Origin of the sequence: Rhodanobacter geophilus, assembly GCF_040812275.1 — a bacterium.
Taxonomy (GTDB): domain Bacteria; phylum Pseudomonadota; class Gammaproteobacteria; order Xanthomonadales; family Rhodanobacteraceae; genus Rhodanobacter_A; species Rhodanobacter_A geophilus.
Window position 1 is genome coordinate 1 of sequence record NZ_JBFOHL010000013.1, and the last position, 13,867, is coordinate 13,867.

A 13,867-nucleotide genomic window follows, 5' to 3' on the forward strand; every position below is an offset into this window, starting at 1 on the left:
GAACTCGGAAGTGAAACGCAGCCGCGCCGATGGTAGTGTGCACCTCGCATGCAAGAGTAGGTCACCGCCAGGGGCTTTATCCCTCAAACGCCCTCACCTTCCCCGGTGAGGGCGTTTGCTTTTCCTGGATCGCCGCTGCCATCGATGCAAGACCGGGATCGACGCGGGAACAACCAGGCAATGGCCTATCATCCACAGGCAGCCGATGACGGCGGCAGCGGAGCGCGATCTTGTTCGTACACGTCGAGACACGCCGGCGCCGGCAGCTGCAATGGGCCACGTTGCTGATTGTCAGCGTGTGCGTGCTGTGCTTTGTGTGGCTGGCCCTGCTGCCATTGCCGCGGCGGATCGCCGTGCTGCAGGAATGGGGCACCGTGCCGGCCAGCATCTTCAATGCGCACGAGCCGCTATGGCCGCAGCTGACCGATCCCTCGTTGCTGCGCTTGTTCACCGCGCTGTTCATCCACATCACCTGGTTGCACCTGCTCAGCAATCTGCTGTTCCTGGTGATCTTCGGGTTGCCAGGCGAGCGCACGCTGGGCTCGCTGCGCTTTCTGCTGTTGTTTGTGGTCGGCGGGATCGTGGCGAACCTGATCGGTGCGCTTTCGCTGGCTGGCGTGCGCCTGCCGATCATCGGCTGCAGCGGCGCGGTGTCGGCGGTGGTGGGCACTTATATGGCGTTGTTCCCGCGCGCGCGCCTGGGATTGGTGCTGCCGCTGGGCCTGTACTTGGAGTTCGTGCGGGTGCCGGCGTTCCTGCTGATCGGCATCTGGGTGCTGCTGCAACTGCTCTTCAGCTACGCCGGCCCCAGCTATGGGGCCTACGTGTGGTGGGCGCACATCGGCGGATTCGTGTTCGGCCTGGTATTCGCCCTGTTCTCGCGCGACGCGATCGCGCGGCGCCTGCGCCGCTGACTGTCAGTGACGATCGACGCCGGGCGACAGCCCATGACGGTGGGCGAAGCGGTATAGCAATCCACGCGCTATCGGCGTGGCCGCCACCTCGCGGAAGCAGTGCTGCGGATCGGACCCCTCGCGCCGCATGTCCGCGCGCTTGCGCTGGATGTAGGCGCGCATCACGTCGGCACTGAACTCCGGATGGAACTGCGTGCTGAGCGCATGCGGACCGTAGCGCAGCAGCTGATGCGGGTCGCGCGCGGAACGCGCCAGCACGATGGTGCCAGGCGGCGTTTCCAGCACGCTCTGCTCGTGCGTGGTATGGGCGCGGAAACTCGACGGCAGCCGGTCGGCCAGCGGATCGCTGGCGGCGGCGTCCAGTCGCTCGATCGATTGCGTGCCGATCTCGCGGCCGCCGTGGAGATAGTCGACGCGGCCGCCCAGCGCATGCGCCATCAATTGATGGCCGAAGCAGACGCCGAACAGCGGCAGGTCCGCGTCCATCGCATCGCGGATCCAGCCGGCCGCGCGTTCGCTCCAGGGCGCGCGTTCGGTGACCATCGCCGCCGAGCCGGTGATGATGGCCCCGGCCGCGGCCCGCGGTGGAGGCAATGCGTCGCCGGCAGCCACATCGACGACCTGCACGCGCTGCGGCGGCAACCGCGCGCCGAGCCGGAACCAGTGCGGGAAATCGCCGTGACGGGCACGGATCGCATCCGGCGCGCGGCCGGTGCGGATGATCAGGACGGGTTTCATGCGTTGCCGGATGGCTGGGGTTGGACGGGATCGTCGGGCGCTTCGATCGGTGGCAGTACCGCGAGCACTTCCTGCACCGTGGTAAGCCCGCGCGCCACCTGTTCGGCGGCGGAAATGCGCAGCGGACGCATGCCTTCGGCCAGCGCGGTCTGGCCGAAGTTGCCCAGTTCCAGCTGCGCCGCGATCAACCCGCGCAAGCGCGGGCTGATCGGCATCATCTCGTAGATGCCGGTACGGCCCATGAAGCCGGTGTTGCGGCATTCCAGGCAACCAACCGGTGCGCACACGGTTTCCGGCACGGGCAGCGGCCAGCCGTGGGTGAGCGCGGCCCATTCGTGCGGATCCTGCGCGGCTTCCCGCTTGCAGTAGGGGCACAGGGTGCGCACCAGTCGCTGCGCCACCACGCCGGTAAGGGTGGACTGGATCAGGTAGTGCGGTACGCCGAGGTCGAGCAGCCGCGTCACCGCACTGGGGGCGTCGTTGGTGTGCAGGGTGGAAAGCACCAGGTGGCCGGTGAGCGAGGCCTGCACCGCCATCTGCGCAGTCTCCAGGTCACGGATCTCGCCCACCATGATGATGTCCGGGTCCTGCCGCAGCAGGGTGCGCACGCCGGCGGCGAAATCGAGGTCGATCGAACTCTGCACCTGCATCTGGTTGAATTCGGGGGAGACCATCTCGATCGGGTCTTCCACCGTGCACACGTTCATCGCCGGCGTGGCGAGGTGCTTGAGCGTGGAGTACAGCGTGGTGGTCTTGCCCGAGCCGGTGGGGCCGGTGACCAGCACGATGCCGTGCGGCCGCTCCACCATGCGCCGCCACTGCACCGCCTCGCCCGGGGAGAAGCCGAGCTGGGCGAAGTCCTTCACCACCAGGTCGGGATCGAAGATGCGCAGCACCATCTTCTCCCCGAACGCCGTGGGCATGCTGGACACGCGCAATTCCACTTCGCGTCCGGTGCTGGAACGGGTCTTGATGCGACCGTCCTGCGGGCGGCGCTTCTCCGCCACGTCCATGCGCGCGAGGATCTTGATGCGCGCGGTCACCGCACTCATCACCGGCGGCGGCAGCTCGAACACCTTGTGCATCACGCCGTCGATGCGGAAGCGCATCTGCCCGGCCTCGCGGCGCGGTTCAAGGTGGATGTCCGAGGCGCGCTGCTCGAAGGCGTACTGCAGCAGCCAGTCGACGATGTGCACCACGTGGCGGTCGTCGGCACCGACCTCGCCGCTCTTGCCGAGCTCCACCAGCTGCTCGAAGTTGAGGATCGCCGAGGTGTCGTAGCCGCCGTTGGCCTTCGCGTCCTGCGCCAGCTGGATCGAGCGCTGTACGCCGTAGAACTCCTGCAGGTAGCGGTTGATGTCGATGGGACTCGACACCACGCGATGCACGTCCCGGCGCAGCATGTGCGAGAGATCGGCGGCCCAGGCCGCGTCGAACGGTTCGGCGGTGGCGAAGGTCACCTCGCCGGTTGCGGCCGCCACCGGCAGGATGCGGTGCCGCTGCGCATAGGCGTGGCTCACCACCTGGGTGACCGCGGCGACGTTGACCTTCATCGGATCGATCTTGAGATAGGGCAGGTCGGCGTGGCCGGCCAGCCATTCAACCAGGGCTTCCAGACTCAGCGGGCGCCCCGGCTCGCGCTGGTTCGGCAGCTTCGCGTTGGCGATCAGCACCAGCGGATGCAGCTCCACCGCGCTGCGGCCGGAACGCGAGCCCATGCGCACCTGCTTGGCATCGTCGGCCGTCACGTAACCGTCGACCACCAGCGCGGCCAGCAACTCGTCCAGTTCCAGCCGGCCGCGGCGGCCGAGCAGGCTTGCGATTTGAGGTGATGCGGCCATCCTCACGACTCCCCGGGGGGCGCGGTGCAACGGCGAAAAACCGCGCTGCGGCTATACTAACGCGCTTTGCTCACGGTCACGGAAAGCCATGTCCGCACGTACCTTCCAGGATGTGATCCAGACCCTCAACCGCTATTGGGCGGAACAGGGCTGCGTGCTGCTGCAGCCGCTCGACACCGAAGTCGGCGCAGGCACCTTCCATCCCGCCACCTTCCTGCGTTCGCTGGGCCCCGAGCCATGGGCCGCCGCCTACGTGCAGCCTTCACGGCGCCCTACCGACGGCCGCTACGGCGAGAACCCGAACCGCCTGCAGCACTACTACCAGTACCAGGTGGTGATGAAGCCGAACCCGGAGAACATCCTGGACCTCTATATCGGCTCGCTGAAGGAACTGGGCCTGGATCCGCTGGTGCACGACCTGCGCTTCGTCGAGGACAACTGGGAATCGCCCACGCTGGGTGCCTGGGGCCTGGGCTGGGAAATCTGGCTCAACGGCATGGAAGTCACCCAGTTCACCTACTTCCAGCAGGCCGGCGGCCTGGAGTGCCGCCCGGTGACCGGCGAGATCACCTACGGCCTGGAGCGCCTGGCGATGTACCTGCAGAACGTGGACAACGTCTATGACCTGGTGTGGACGGAAGGTCCGCACGGCAAGGTCACCTACGGTGACGTGTTCCACCAGAACGAAGTGGAGCAGAGCACCTACAACTTCGAGCACGCGAACGTGCCGGAACTGCTGCGCTGGTTCGATGTGTGCGAGGCCACCGCCAACCAGCTGATCGCCGCCAACCTGCCGTTGCCGGCCTACGAGCAGGTGATGAAGGCCAGCCACACCTTCAACCTGCTCGACGCGCGCCGTGCGATCAGCGTCACCGAACGCCAGCGCTACATCCTGCGCGTGCGTACGCTGGCACGCAGCGTGGCCGAGACCTACGTGGCGCAGCGCGAGAAGCTCGGCTTCCCGGGCCTGAAGAAGAACACCAGGGAGCAGGCCGCATGAGCGCCGCCAAGTCGCTGCTGATCGAACTCGGCACCGAGGAACTGCCGCCGAAGGCGCTGGACGAATTGTCCGCCGCCTTCCTGCGCGGCATCTGCGACGGGCTGGCCAAGCGCGGCATCACGGCCGCAATCGGTGAGGCGAAGGCGTACTGCTCGCCGCGGCGTTTGGCCATCCATGTGCCGCGCGTCGCCGCAATGCAGCCGGAACAGTCCGTCGAGCGCCGCGGCCCGGCGGTCAATGCCGCGCTGGATGCGCAGGGTCAGCCGTCCAAGGCGCTTGTGGGCTTCGCGCAGTCCTGCGGCGTGGATGTCGCGCAGCTGGAAAAGCTCGAGACCGACAAGGGTGCGTGGTTCGTGTTCCGTGCAGTGAAGCCGGGCCAGTCGCTCGCGTCGCTGCTGCCGGAAATCGTGGACGAGGCGCTCAAGGCCCTGCCGATTCCGCGTCCGATGCGCTGGGCCGACCATGACTACGCCTTCGTGCGGCCCGCGCACTGGCTGGTGATGTTGCATGGTGCGGACATCGTCGACGGCGAAGTGCTGGGGCTGGCCAGCGGCCGCAAGTCGCGCGGCCACCGTTTCATGCATCCGCAACCGGTGCACGTGGCCGACGCCGACGGCTGGCTTGATGCCATGCGCAGCGCAAAGGTGCTGGCCGACCCGGCCGAACGGCGTGAGCGCGTGCGTAATGAAGTGGCGCGCGTGGCGAAAGAAACCGGCGGCGTGCCGCGGCTGGACGATGCCCTGCTCGACGAGATCACGAACCTCACCGAGTGGCCGGTGGCGATCGCCTGCGATTTCGAGCGTGGCTTCCTTACCGTGCCGCCGGAAGCGCTGGTCACCACCATGGAGACCAACCAGAAATTCGTGCCGGTGTTCGACGCGGACGGCAGGCTCACCGAGCATTTCATCGGCCTCGCCAACATCGAATCGAGGCAGCCCGGCGAGATCCGCAAGGGCTACGAGCGGGTGATCCGCCCGCGCTTCGCCGACGCGAAGTTCTTCTGGGACGAGGACCTGAAGACGCCGCTGGCGAGTCATCAGGAGCAGCTCAAGAGCGTCACCTACCAGCAGGCACTGGGCAGCCTGTGGGACAAGAGCGTGCGCGTGGCCGAACTGGCGCGCATCATTGCCAATCGTGTCGGCATCGATGCGGGCGCCGCCACGCGCGCGGCCTCGCTATCCAAGTGCGATCTGTTGACCCGCATGGTGGGTGAATTCCCCGAGCTGCAGGGCGTGATGGGTCGCTATTACGCCAGCCATGACGGCGAACCGGCCGAGGTGGCCGTGGCGCTGGACAGCTACTACCAGCCGCGCTTTGCGCGTGACGGCATCGCGGCCGACAGACTCGGCCAGGTGCTGGCCGTGGCCGAGCGCCTCGACACGCTGACCGGCATCTTCGCGGTCGGGATGAAGCCCAGCGGCAACAAGGATCCGTTCGCCCTGCGGCGTGCCGCGCTGGGCCTGGCGCGCACCCTGATCGAGGGGCGGCTGGAGCTGGATCTGCGCGCGATGTTCGTCGAAGCGCTGGAGTTGCTGCCCGAGGCTGCCTTCGCGGCAGGCGTGAAGCCCGGCAAGGACGGCAAGCCGCCCGTGATCGATGTCGGCCAGCGGCGCGCCGCCCTGGCGAACGAGCTGGGCGACTTTCTGCTGGAACGCCTGCGCGGCTATTACGCGGAGCAGGCCTGCCCGGCCGAGGCCTACGAGGCCGTGCTCGCGGTACGGCCGGACACATTGCCCGACTTCGACCGCCGCCTGCACGCCGTGGTCGAGTTCGGCCGGCTGCCGGAAGCGGCAAGCCTGGCTGCCGCGAACAAGCGCGTGGCGAACATCCTGCGCAAGCAGGCCGAGGAGGGCGGGGCGCCGTTGCCGGACCAGGATGTGGATCCGGCACATTTCGAGAGTGATGCGGAGCGTGCCCTGGCCGGTGCACTCGCGGCGGCAGGCGAGGAGACCGTCGAGGCGCTGCGGCGTGGCGACTACACCAGCGTGCTGAAACGGCTCGCGCAGCTGCAGGCCCCCGTGGACACGTTCTTCGAGCAGGTGCTGGTGAATGCCGAGAATCCGGCGGTGCGCCGCAACCGTCTTGCCCTGCTGGGGCGGCTCAAGGGCGCGTTCGGCGCGGTGGCCGACATCGCGCTGTTGCGCGACTGAACGGTACAAACAAACGCGGCGGCCCGTTGGGGCTGCCGCGTCATGAAGCGTGCGCTGCAGCTCAGGCGATTTCGCACGATGACTTGGTCTGGCGGATGCGCTCGGCCAGCTGACGATTGAACTTCAGCATGGCAGTGGCATCCACGCTCGTACCATCGGCGCCCAGGATCTCGTAGAGGCTGCTGAGCATGTCGGTGTTGTCGGCCAGCGTCATCGGGCTGCTCGCCAACTCCAGCTCCGATTGCAGGATCTGCATGGCGGTATTCAGCCGGCGCGGGTCGACCGAGGCATCCGCATGCATGGGCAGGCGGGTGGTGTAGCCGATGCGGCCGCGTGCGCGATGCGGCGAGACGGTCTCGGAATTGTATTGCGGATCATCCCCGCCGTTGGCGCCCGGGTCGACCTGCAGGGCGCCTTCACCGGCCACCAGCCAGACCAGCGAGATGCCGAGCGTGCGGGCCAGGGTGACACAGCGCGCGCGCGAGGGATCGGTGTGGCCATCGCGCCAGCTGCGCACCACGCCTTCGGAAAAGCCGCACATGCGCGCGATTTCGGTGGCGCTGCCCACGCGCTGGATCAGCAGCTTGATGCGATCGGCAAAGGTGGACTGAAGAGGATCGTGCGTGAGTTTCTGCGTGTTCATGGCGGTAGACCGTGCTGGCAAAAGGGGGCGCCGCAAAATTTCACGACCGCACGGCGCCACGAGGCGGCAACATACGGGTTGTACGTGAAATTGATGCGATTTCTTGCGGGACGGTGGGGAAGTTCCGGCGCCCGCATGCTGTACCTGGGATCCCCGGGCGAAATCTTGTTGTTTGGAAAAGCATAAACGCCGCCAAGAAGTTCCGGTTGACCGGGACATAGGGTTGTTCCGCGTGTGTTCACGCAAGAATGGGGACGAATCAGCTTGACTTTCCCGCGACGATGCTTTTTGGGCTATCCTCAGAGTTTCCCCCGCGATGAAACCGTAGCGGTTCAGTGCCTGCCGGTTTCCGTGTCCGATCCAATTCAGTAACGAGGCTTACCCCATGCGCAAGATGGTTTTGTCGGTGATGTCGATGGCCGTGCTGGCCTTGGCCGGCTGCGGTTCGTCGACGTCGTCGCAGACGGAGGAAGGCGCCGCCAGCGCCAGTTCGACAGCCGCTGCCGCGGCCAGTTCCGTGAGTGGCACGATCACGGTGCGTGGCCCGATCCAGCCGTCGCCGAACGCGCAGCTTGTGATCAACCTGGTGGACGTGTCCTCCGCCCAGGCCGGTGCGGCGCCGGTGGCCAGCAAGATGGTCGCCTCGGGCGCCACCTTCCCCTATTCGTTCGAGCTCAGCTTCAAGCCCGGCGAGATCAACCCGGCCGACCTGTACGTGGTGAAGGCCATCCTCACCGATGGTGCCCGCCACTACGCCATGCCGATCCAGGCGCCGGTGCTGACCAAGGGCAACAAGAACCAGGCCACGATCGAGCTGGTGGCCGAGCAGACCCCGGCCGAGAAGGACCTGGCCGACTTCAACGCGCTGATCAAGCAGATCGGTGGCATGAAGGTGACCACCGGCACCAAGCTGGATCCGAATGCTTCGCGCGGCTGGCAGGTGTTCCGCCAGAATGGCGAGACGAAGGTGATCCGCGAACTGGTGGACTACGGCGACAAGGGCTTCACCAGCACCGATTTCGCCTACCGGAACGGCGCGCCGTGGGCGGCGGTGCAGCAGAAGAAGGCCAGCAAGGACGCCAAGCCGAGTTCGATCGAGCGCGCCAGCTGGACCGAGAACGGCATGGTGGTGATGCACGAGCAGCAGAGCGGCGACAAGACCGGACCGCTGGATGCCGATGACGCCAACAGCCTGCGCCAGCAGGCGCAGACCATCTACAACCTCGCCGGCGGCAACAAGAAGAAGTAAGCCACACCGACAAACCTGATTCATGAAAAAGGCCGGCATTGCCGGCCTTTTTCATGGATGTCTTCGCATGCGAGCATCCTGATTGCGAGGGTCAAACGAGCGGCCATCCATGGCCGCACTGCTCAGAAGGCGTACTTCAAGCCCAGGTTGACGCTGTTGTACTTCTGGCTGTTGTCGCTGAAGCGGCCGCTGTAGCCCACCCAGCCGCTGAGTCGCGTGTTGAATTGCGCGGACAGGCCGAGGTCGGCGGTGCCCCAGGTCGCGTCCGGCACATAGCCGGTGAGCGCGAAACTGCCGTTCATGCTGTTGAGACCCGCGGTGATGTCGCGCGCGTCCGCCTTGCTGTCGTGGTTCCAGGCAATCTCGGCATACGGTGCCAGCACGGTGCTGCCGGCCTGCCAGTGGCCCTGCACGCGCCATCCCAGCGTGCCGATCAGCGCGTTGCGTTGCTGGCGGCCAAACCACATCGCGGTGCTGTCGTCGCCGTTCTCGTTGTAGCCGTTGACCTTGATCGTCTGCCATTCGACGTTGGCGAACGGGCCGGTGCGCACGCTGCCGAGATCGATCCACCAGCCGCCGGTGAGGCCGCCGCCCAGGTGCGAACCGTCGGCCTTGCCGCTTTCGCCACGCGTGGCGGTGCCGATCGCGATCCGGCGGTCGATGTCGTTGAAGTTGGACTGGCCGAAGTTCGCGTAGCCGCCCACGTAGCCGCCGCCCTGGTGGTAGGTGACATAACCCAGGCCGCTCACGTCCTGCAGCTTGTAGCCGCCGCCGCCGGCAGTATCGGCGTTGCTTTGGCCCACGCCCAGCGCGATACCGGCGGAGATGTTGTCACTGGCGCGCACGTCCACACCCAGCGTGAGGTTGACGCCGTTGCTGGTGGCCTTCGGCGAGTCGCTCTGGGCGTCGAAGCGCTGATGCGCGTAGTCCACGTTGACGAAGGCGCGGGTGTCGCTGCCGTTGCCGTCGGCCAGCATTTCATTGCGGATCGCGCGGGTCTGCGCGGTGCTGGCGGCCAGCGGCGCCTCGCCGAGCAGGGAGATCTGGCCCGGCGCGGCGATTTCGGACAGCACGATCTGGGCCAGCATCGCGTGCGCGGCGGTGGTCGGATGCACGCCGTCGGCAAACAGGTAGCTCTGGTTGGTGCCCGGGGCGTAGGTCACCGGCGCCCCCGAACCCTGTGGGCCGCATTGCACGGAACTGCCGCTGCCGCCGGTGCAGGCCGGCGTGGTGACGTTGGTGAAACCGTAGGCCGAGGGGTTGGCGATCACCTCGCTGATCAGGCCATAGGTGTTCACCGGGATCACGTTGAGGCCCTGGCCGCTCAGCTGCCCCAGGCCCGTGTTCAAGGTGCTGTTGAACAGCACCGAAAGCTGGGTGGCGCCGGCCGAGGCCGCTGCACCGCCGGCCATGGCTTCGGGAGTCCTGCCGATGTTCGGCAGGTTGTAGACCACCACGTACTTGGCGCCGCTCGCCTGCATCTGGCCAAGCAGGCCGAGTTCGGTCTTGGCCGCGTTGATCGTGCCGGCGGCGAGTACATTCGAATCGGTGCTGGTGTCGGTCAGGTAGAAGATGTCGTTGGCGCCGCCCCACACCTCGTACAGCGCGTTGGCGTTGGCATGACCGCCGTTGGCCGCCAGATACATCTGGAACTGCTGCGGCAGGGTCGGTACGGGGGCAACGCCCTGCACCACGCCGGCGCCACCCCAGGCGTAATCGGTGCCACCCAGCAGCGACGCCTGGATCGGATCGCCGAGCCCGGCGGCGACCAGCTCCGAAGCCGTCTGGCCCGGATTGGTGGTGAAGCGCATCGGCGTCGGCGAGCCTTGGGAAAGCGAGATGTTGCCCGCGTCGCTCAGGCTGTCGCCGAACACGATGACCTGGCTGAAATCGGTGGCACTGGCGGCAGTGCTGAACAATAGGGCGGTGGCGATGGCGCCGACCAAGTGACGGGTACGAAGCATGGAAACACTCCCCATGGCCGGGATGGCCTTGTTAGCTGGACGTTACGGTAAGGCATTCCATACGGAACCGCATGCTGCAGCGCATCGCTGCGGCATGCGGCCCGACTGCCGGGCTTTCAGCGCTTGATCGCGCGCGCCAGCGCGTCGGCGAAGGCGCTGTTGGCGGGGGCTGGTGCCTGTTTTGGCGCGGCTCCCGGACGCGGACCGCGGTTGTCGCGTGCTCCGGGGCGGGCATCGCCGCCGGCGGGCTTGCCGCGCGCCTGGCCCGGCTCGTCGTCGAGGCGCATCGAGAGGCCGATGCGCTGGCGCGGGAGGTCCACCTCCATCACCTTCACCTTGACGATGTCGCCGGCCTTCACCGCGTCACGCGGGTCCTTCACGAAGGTATGCGAAAGCGCGGAGACGTGCACCAGGCCGTCCTGGTGCACGCCGATGTCGACGAAGGCGCCGAACGCGGCGACGTTGGTGACGCGGCCTTCCAGGATCATGCCGGGCTTGAGGTCCTTCACGTCCTCCACGCCTTCGGCGAAGCTGGGCGCGATGAATTCGGGACGCGGGTCGCGGCCCGGCTTCTCCAGTTCCTTGAGGATGTCGCGCACGGTGGGCACGCCGAATTTCTCGTCGGTGTAGGCCTCGGGTTTCAGGCCGCGCAGGAAGCCGGTGTCGCCGATGATGTTGCGCACCTCGCGGCCGCACCGGGCGATGATGCGCTCGACCACCGGGTAGGCTTCCGGATGCACCGCGGAAGCGTCCAGCGGGTTGTCGCCCGCGGGTACACGCAGGAAGCCGGCGCACTGCTCGAACGCCTTGTCGCCCAGCCGTGGCACCTTGAGCAGCGCCTTGCGGTTGGCGAACGGGCCGTGGGCGTCGCGGTGCTTCACCACGTTCTCGGCGACCGAAGCGGAAAGGCCGGCCACGCGCGACAGCAGCGCGGCGGAAGCGGTGTTCACGTCCACGCCCACCGCGTTCACGCAGTCCTCGACCTTCGCGTCCAGCGCACGGGCCAGCTTCACCTGGTTCACGTCGTGCTGGTACTGGCCCACGCCGATCGCCTTGGGCTCGATCTTCACCAGCTCGGCCAGCGGGTCCTGCAGGCGGCGCGCGATGGAGACGGCGCCGCGCAGGCTCACGTCGAGGTCGGGGAATTCCCTGGCCGCGGTTTCCGAGGCGGAGTACACCGAGGCGCCGGCTTCGCTCACCACGACCTTCGATAGCTTGTGCCCGGGATGGCTTTTGGCAAGGCCCTTGATCAGCTCGCCGGCCAGCTTGTCGGTCTCGCGCGAGGCGGTGCCGTTGCCGATCGCGATCAGGTCGACACCATGCTTCTGGCACAGCCGCGCCAGCGTGGCCAGCGACTCGTTCCATTGCCGGCGCGGTTCGTGCGGGTAGATGGTGTCGGTGGCGAGCAGCTTGCCGGTGGGGTCGACCACCGCCACCTTCACGCCGGTGCGGATGCCGGGGTCCAGGCCCATCACGGTCTTCGCGCCGGCCGGCGCGGCCAGCATCAGGTCCTTGAGGTTGTCGCCGAACACGCGGATCGCCTCGTCCTCGGCGCCTTCGCGCACGCGGCCGAACAGGTCCAGCGTGAGGTGCAGGTGCAGCTTCACGCGCCAGGTGAGGCGCACGGTCTCGCGCAGCCAGGCGTCGGCGGCGCGGCCGCGGTCGTGGATGCCGGCGTGCGCGGCCACGCGGCCCTCGCCCTCGGCATGGCCCTGCTCGGCATCCAGCGCGGGTTGCAGGTCGAGTTCGATGATGCCCTCGTTGCGGGCGCGCATCAGCGCGAGCAGGCGGTGCGAGGGGATCTTGCCGATCGGCTCGACGTGGTCGAAGTAGTCGCGGAACTTCGCGCCTTCGTTCTCCTTGCCTTCCACCACCCTGGCGCGGATCTGGGCCTTGTCCCACAGCCAGTCGCGCAACTCGCCCACGAGATGCGCGTCCTCGGCGATGGACTCCATCAGGATCGCGCGCGCGCCGTCCAGCGCGGCGCGCACGTCCGGCACCCCCTTTTCCGCATCGACAAATGATGCGGCAAAGGCCTCGGGCGATTGCGTGGGATCCTCGCGCAGGCCGGTGGCCAGCGGTTCCAGCCCCGCCTCGCGGGCGATCTGCGCCTTGGTGCGGCGCCTGGGCTTGTACGGCAGGTAGAGGTCTTCCAGGGTGGCCTTGGTCTCGGCGGCGAGGATGTCGGCCTTCAACGCATCACCGAGCTTGCCCTGTTCCTCGATGCTGGCGAGGATCGCGGCGCGGCGTTCCTCCAGTTCGCGCAGGTAGCGCAGACGCTCCTCCAGCAGGCGCAACTGGGTGTCGTCCAGTCCACCGGTGACCTCCTTGCGGTAGCGCGCGATGAACGGCACGGTGGCGCCGCCGTCGAGCAGCTCGACCGCCGCGCGCACCTGCTCGGTCCTGGCGGCGATGTCGTGGGCAATGCGTTGTTCGATGCTCTGCATGGGTGGATCGGTTTCCTTGCGGTGGAACGGACCGGCGCCTGTGGCCGGGCCGACGATGATAGCAAGCGGGTCCGCGGCACCCGGAAAGCAAACGGCGCCGGAGACTTCTCCGGCGCCGCGGCTTGGCAACAGGAGATCAGGCGCTGAACGAGCCGCCGTTTGCGCTGGGCTTCGCGGGAGCGTCCTTGAATTCGCTGGCGCGGCCGTTCAGTACCAGGGTGCCTGCGATCAGGTCGTGCAGGCCCTGCTTGCGGCGGGTGAAGGCCACCATGAGGAAGCCGATGAACAGGATCAATACGCTCAGGTATTTGGCAAAGAAGCGCCCGGTGGCGCGCAGGAAGCTGATGCGCGCGCCTCGCATGTCGGTGACACGGATGCCGAGTGCCAGTTTGCCCACGGTAGCCTGCCAGGCCGAGCTTTCGCAGAAGGCGAAATACAGCCAGGTCAGTGCCGTGGTCAGCAGGTTGTACGACCACATGCTGCTGTAGAGATGCCCATAGGCCTGCATGAACGGCGTGCCGCCGAGCATCTCCTGCTTCATCGCCTCCTCGGCCGCCGAGGCACCGAAAAACGTGCCTATCACCTTGAAAACGATGGTGAGCAGGATCAAGTCGAGGATGTAGGCGGCTACGCGCTTCCAGAAGCCGGCGTGATCCTCGAGTGCCGCGGCGGTGGTCTGCGGCAGGTTCTGCATCGGCGCGGCGGGCGCCGAGTAGGGGTTGCCGGCAGCAGCGGGGGCGGTACTGCGCACCTCGTCGGGAAACAGTGCCGACAGCGGCTGCCAGTCGGCGAGGCCTTCGCGCCAGGCCAGGTCACTGCCGCTGACCTGGCCGCTGCGCAGCCATTGCCGCACGTCTTCTTCCTTGTAGGGACCGTGGCGTTCGCCGTCCCGTCCGATCCAGATTTCCATCGTGCACACTC

At 67.2% G+C, this 13,867-nt stretch carries 10 protein-coding genes; 4 read left to right on the forward strand and 6 right to left on the reverse strand.

Annotation, left to right across the window (positions count from 1 at the left end):
- Window positions 1-230 precede the first annotated feature (230 nt).
- Window positions 231-914: a rhomboid family intramembrane serine protease gene (locus ABQJ56_RS13975; RefSeq protein WP_367845625.1), complete on the forward strand. Its 684-nt coding sequence runs from the start codon at window positions 231-233 to the stop codon at window positions 912-914.
- 3 nt (window positions 915-917) lie between these two features.
- On the opposite strand, the gene ABQJ56_RS13980 is transcribed toward ABQJ56_RS13975, so the two are convergent.
- Together ABQJ56_RS13980 and tfpB are read right to left on the reverse strand one after the other, a co-directional pair.
- Entirely contained in the window at window positions 918-1,652 is a 735-nt protein-coding gene (locus tag ABQJ56_RS13980; protein ID WP_367845626.1) for a glutamine amidotransferase, read from the reverse strand.
- Window positions 1,649-3,493, reverse strand: coding sequence for a type IV pilus assembly ATPase TfpB (tfpB, locus tag ABQJ56_RS13985; RefSeq protein ID WP_367845627.1), 1,845 nt, complete (start codon window positions 3,491-3,493; stop codon window positions 1,649-1,651). Before tfpB ends, ABQJ56_RS13980 begins: the two co-directional genes overlap by 4 nt.
- Window positions 3,494-3,581: 88 nt before the next feature.
- On the opposite strand from tfpB, the gene glyQ reads away from it, so the two are divergent.
- Together glyQ and glyS are read left to right on the forward strand one after the other, a co-directional pair.
- Window positions 3,582-4,493: a glycine--tRNA ligase subunit alpha gene (gene glyQ, locus ABQJ56_RS13990; RefSeq protein ID WP_367845628.1), complete on the forward strand. Its 912-nt coding sequence runs from the start codon at window positions 3,582-3,584 to the stop codon at window positions 4,491-4,493.
- Window positions 4,490-6,643, forward strand: coding sequence for a glycine--tRNA ligase subunit beta (gene glyS, locus ABQJ56_RS13995; RefSeq protein ID WP_367845629.1), 2,154 nt, complete (start codon window positions 4,490-4,492; stop codon window positions 6,641-6,643). The genes glyQ and glyS overlap by 4 nt, the downstream gene beginning before the upstream one ends.
- 61 nt (window positions 6,644-6,704) lie before the next feature.
- Here the strand turns inward: glyS and ABQJ56_RS14000 are convergent, their stop codons facing one another.
- Entirely contained in the window at window positions 6,705-7,286 is a 582-nt protein-coding gene (locus tag ABQJ56_RS14000) for a helix-turn-helix domain-containing protein (protein ID WP_367845630.1), read from the reverse strand.
- 385 nt (window positions 7,287-7,671) lie between these two features.
- Between ABQJ56_RS14000 and ABQJ56_RS14005 the strand changes: the two genes are divergently transcribed.
- Window positions 7,672-8,535, forward strand: coding sequence for a YbaY family lipoprotein (locus ABQJ56_RS14005; protein WP_367845631.1), 864 nt, complete (start codon window positions 7,672-7,674; stop codon window positions 8,533-8,535).
- A gap of 122 nt (window positions 8,536-8,657) precedes the next feature.
- Here the strand turns inward: ABQJ56_RS14005 and ABQJ56_RS14010 are convergent, their stop codons facing one another.
- The 3 genes from ABQJ56_RS14010 to ABQJ56_RS14020 all read right to left on the reverse strand — a co-directional run bounded on the left by ABQJ56_RS14010 (window position 8,658) and on the right by ABQJ56_RS14020 (window position 13,856).
- A complete protein-coding gene (locus ABQJ56_RS14010) occupies window positions 8,658-10,499 on the reverse strand; it encodes an autotransporter domain-containing protein (protein ID WP_367845632.1) in 1,842 nt (613 codons plus the stop codon).
- 116 nt (window positions 10,500-10,615) lie between these two features.
- Window positions 10,616-12,946: a Tex family protein gene (locus ABQJ56_RS14015; RefSeq protein WP_367845633.1), complete on the reverse strand. Its 2,331-nt coding sequence runs from the start codon at window positions 12,944-12,946 to the stop codon at window positions 10,616-10,618.
- 136 nt (window positions 12,947-13,082) lie between these two features.
- Window positions 13,083-13,856, reverse strand: a complete 774-nt coding sequence (locus tag ABQJ56_RS14020) for an RDD family protein (RefSeq protein ID WP_367845634.1) — start codon at window positions 13,854-13,856, stop codon at window positions 13,083-13,085.
- Between the last annotated feature and the right edge of the window lie 11 nt (window positions 13,857-13,867).

Bases quoted from the DNA above. Each gene is read 5' to 3' on its own strand.
- ABQJ56_RS13980 (WP_367845626.1), bottom strand. From the start codon at position 1,652: ATGAAACCCGTCCTGATCATCCGCACCGGCCGCGCGCCGGATGCGATC.
- tfpB (WP_367845627.1), bottom strand. From the start codon at position 3,493: ATGGCCGCATCACCTCAAATCGCAAGCCTGCTCGGCCGCCGCGGCCGG.
- glyQ (WP_367845628.1), top strand. From the start codon at position 3,582: ATGTCCGCACGTACCTTCCAGGATGTGATCCAGACCCTCAACCGCTAT.
- glyS (WP_367845629.1), top strand. From the start codon at position 4,490: ATGAGCGCCGCCAAGTCGCTGCTGATCGAACTCGGCACCGAGGAACTG.
- ABQJ56_RS14000 (WP_367845630.1), bottom strand. From the start codon at position 7,286: ATGAACACGCAGAAACTCACGCACGATCCTCTTCAGTCCACCTTTGCC.
- ABQJ56_RS14005 (WP_367845631.1), top strand. From the start codon at position 7,672: ATGCGCAAGATGGTTTTGTCGGTGATGTCGATGGCCGTGCTGGCCTTG.
- ABQJ56_RS14010 (WP_367845632.1), bottom strand. From the start codon at position 10,499: ATGCTTCGTACCCGTCACTTGGTCGGCGCCATCGCCACCGCCCTATTG.
- ABQJ56_RS14015 (WP_367845633.1), bottom strand. From the start codon at position 12,946: ATGCAGAGCATCGAACAACGCATTGCCCACGACATCGCCGCCAGGACC.
- ABQJ56_RS14020 (WP_367845634.1), bottom strand. From the start codon at position 13,856: ATGGAAATCTGGATCGGACGGGACGGCGAACGCCACGGTCCCTACAAG.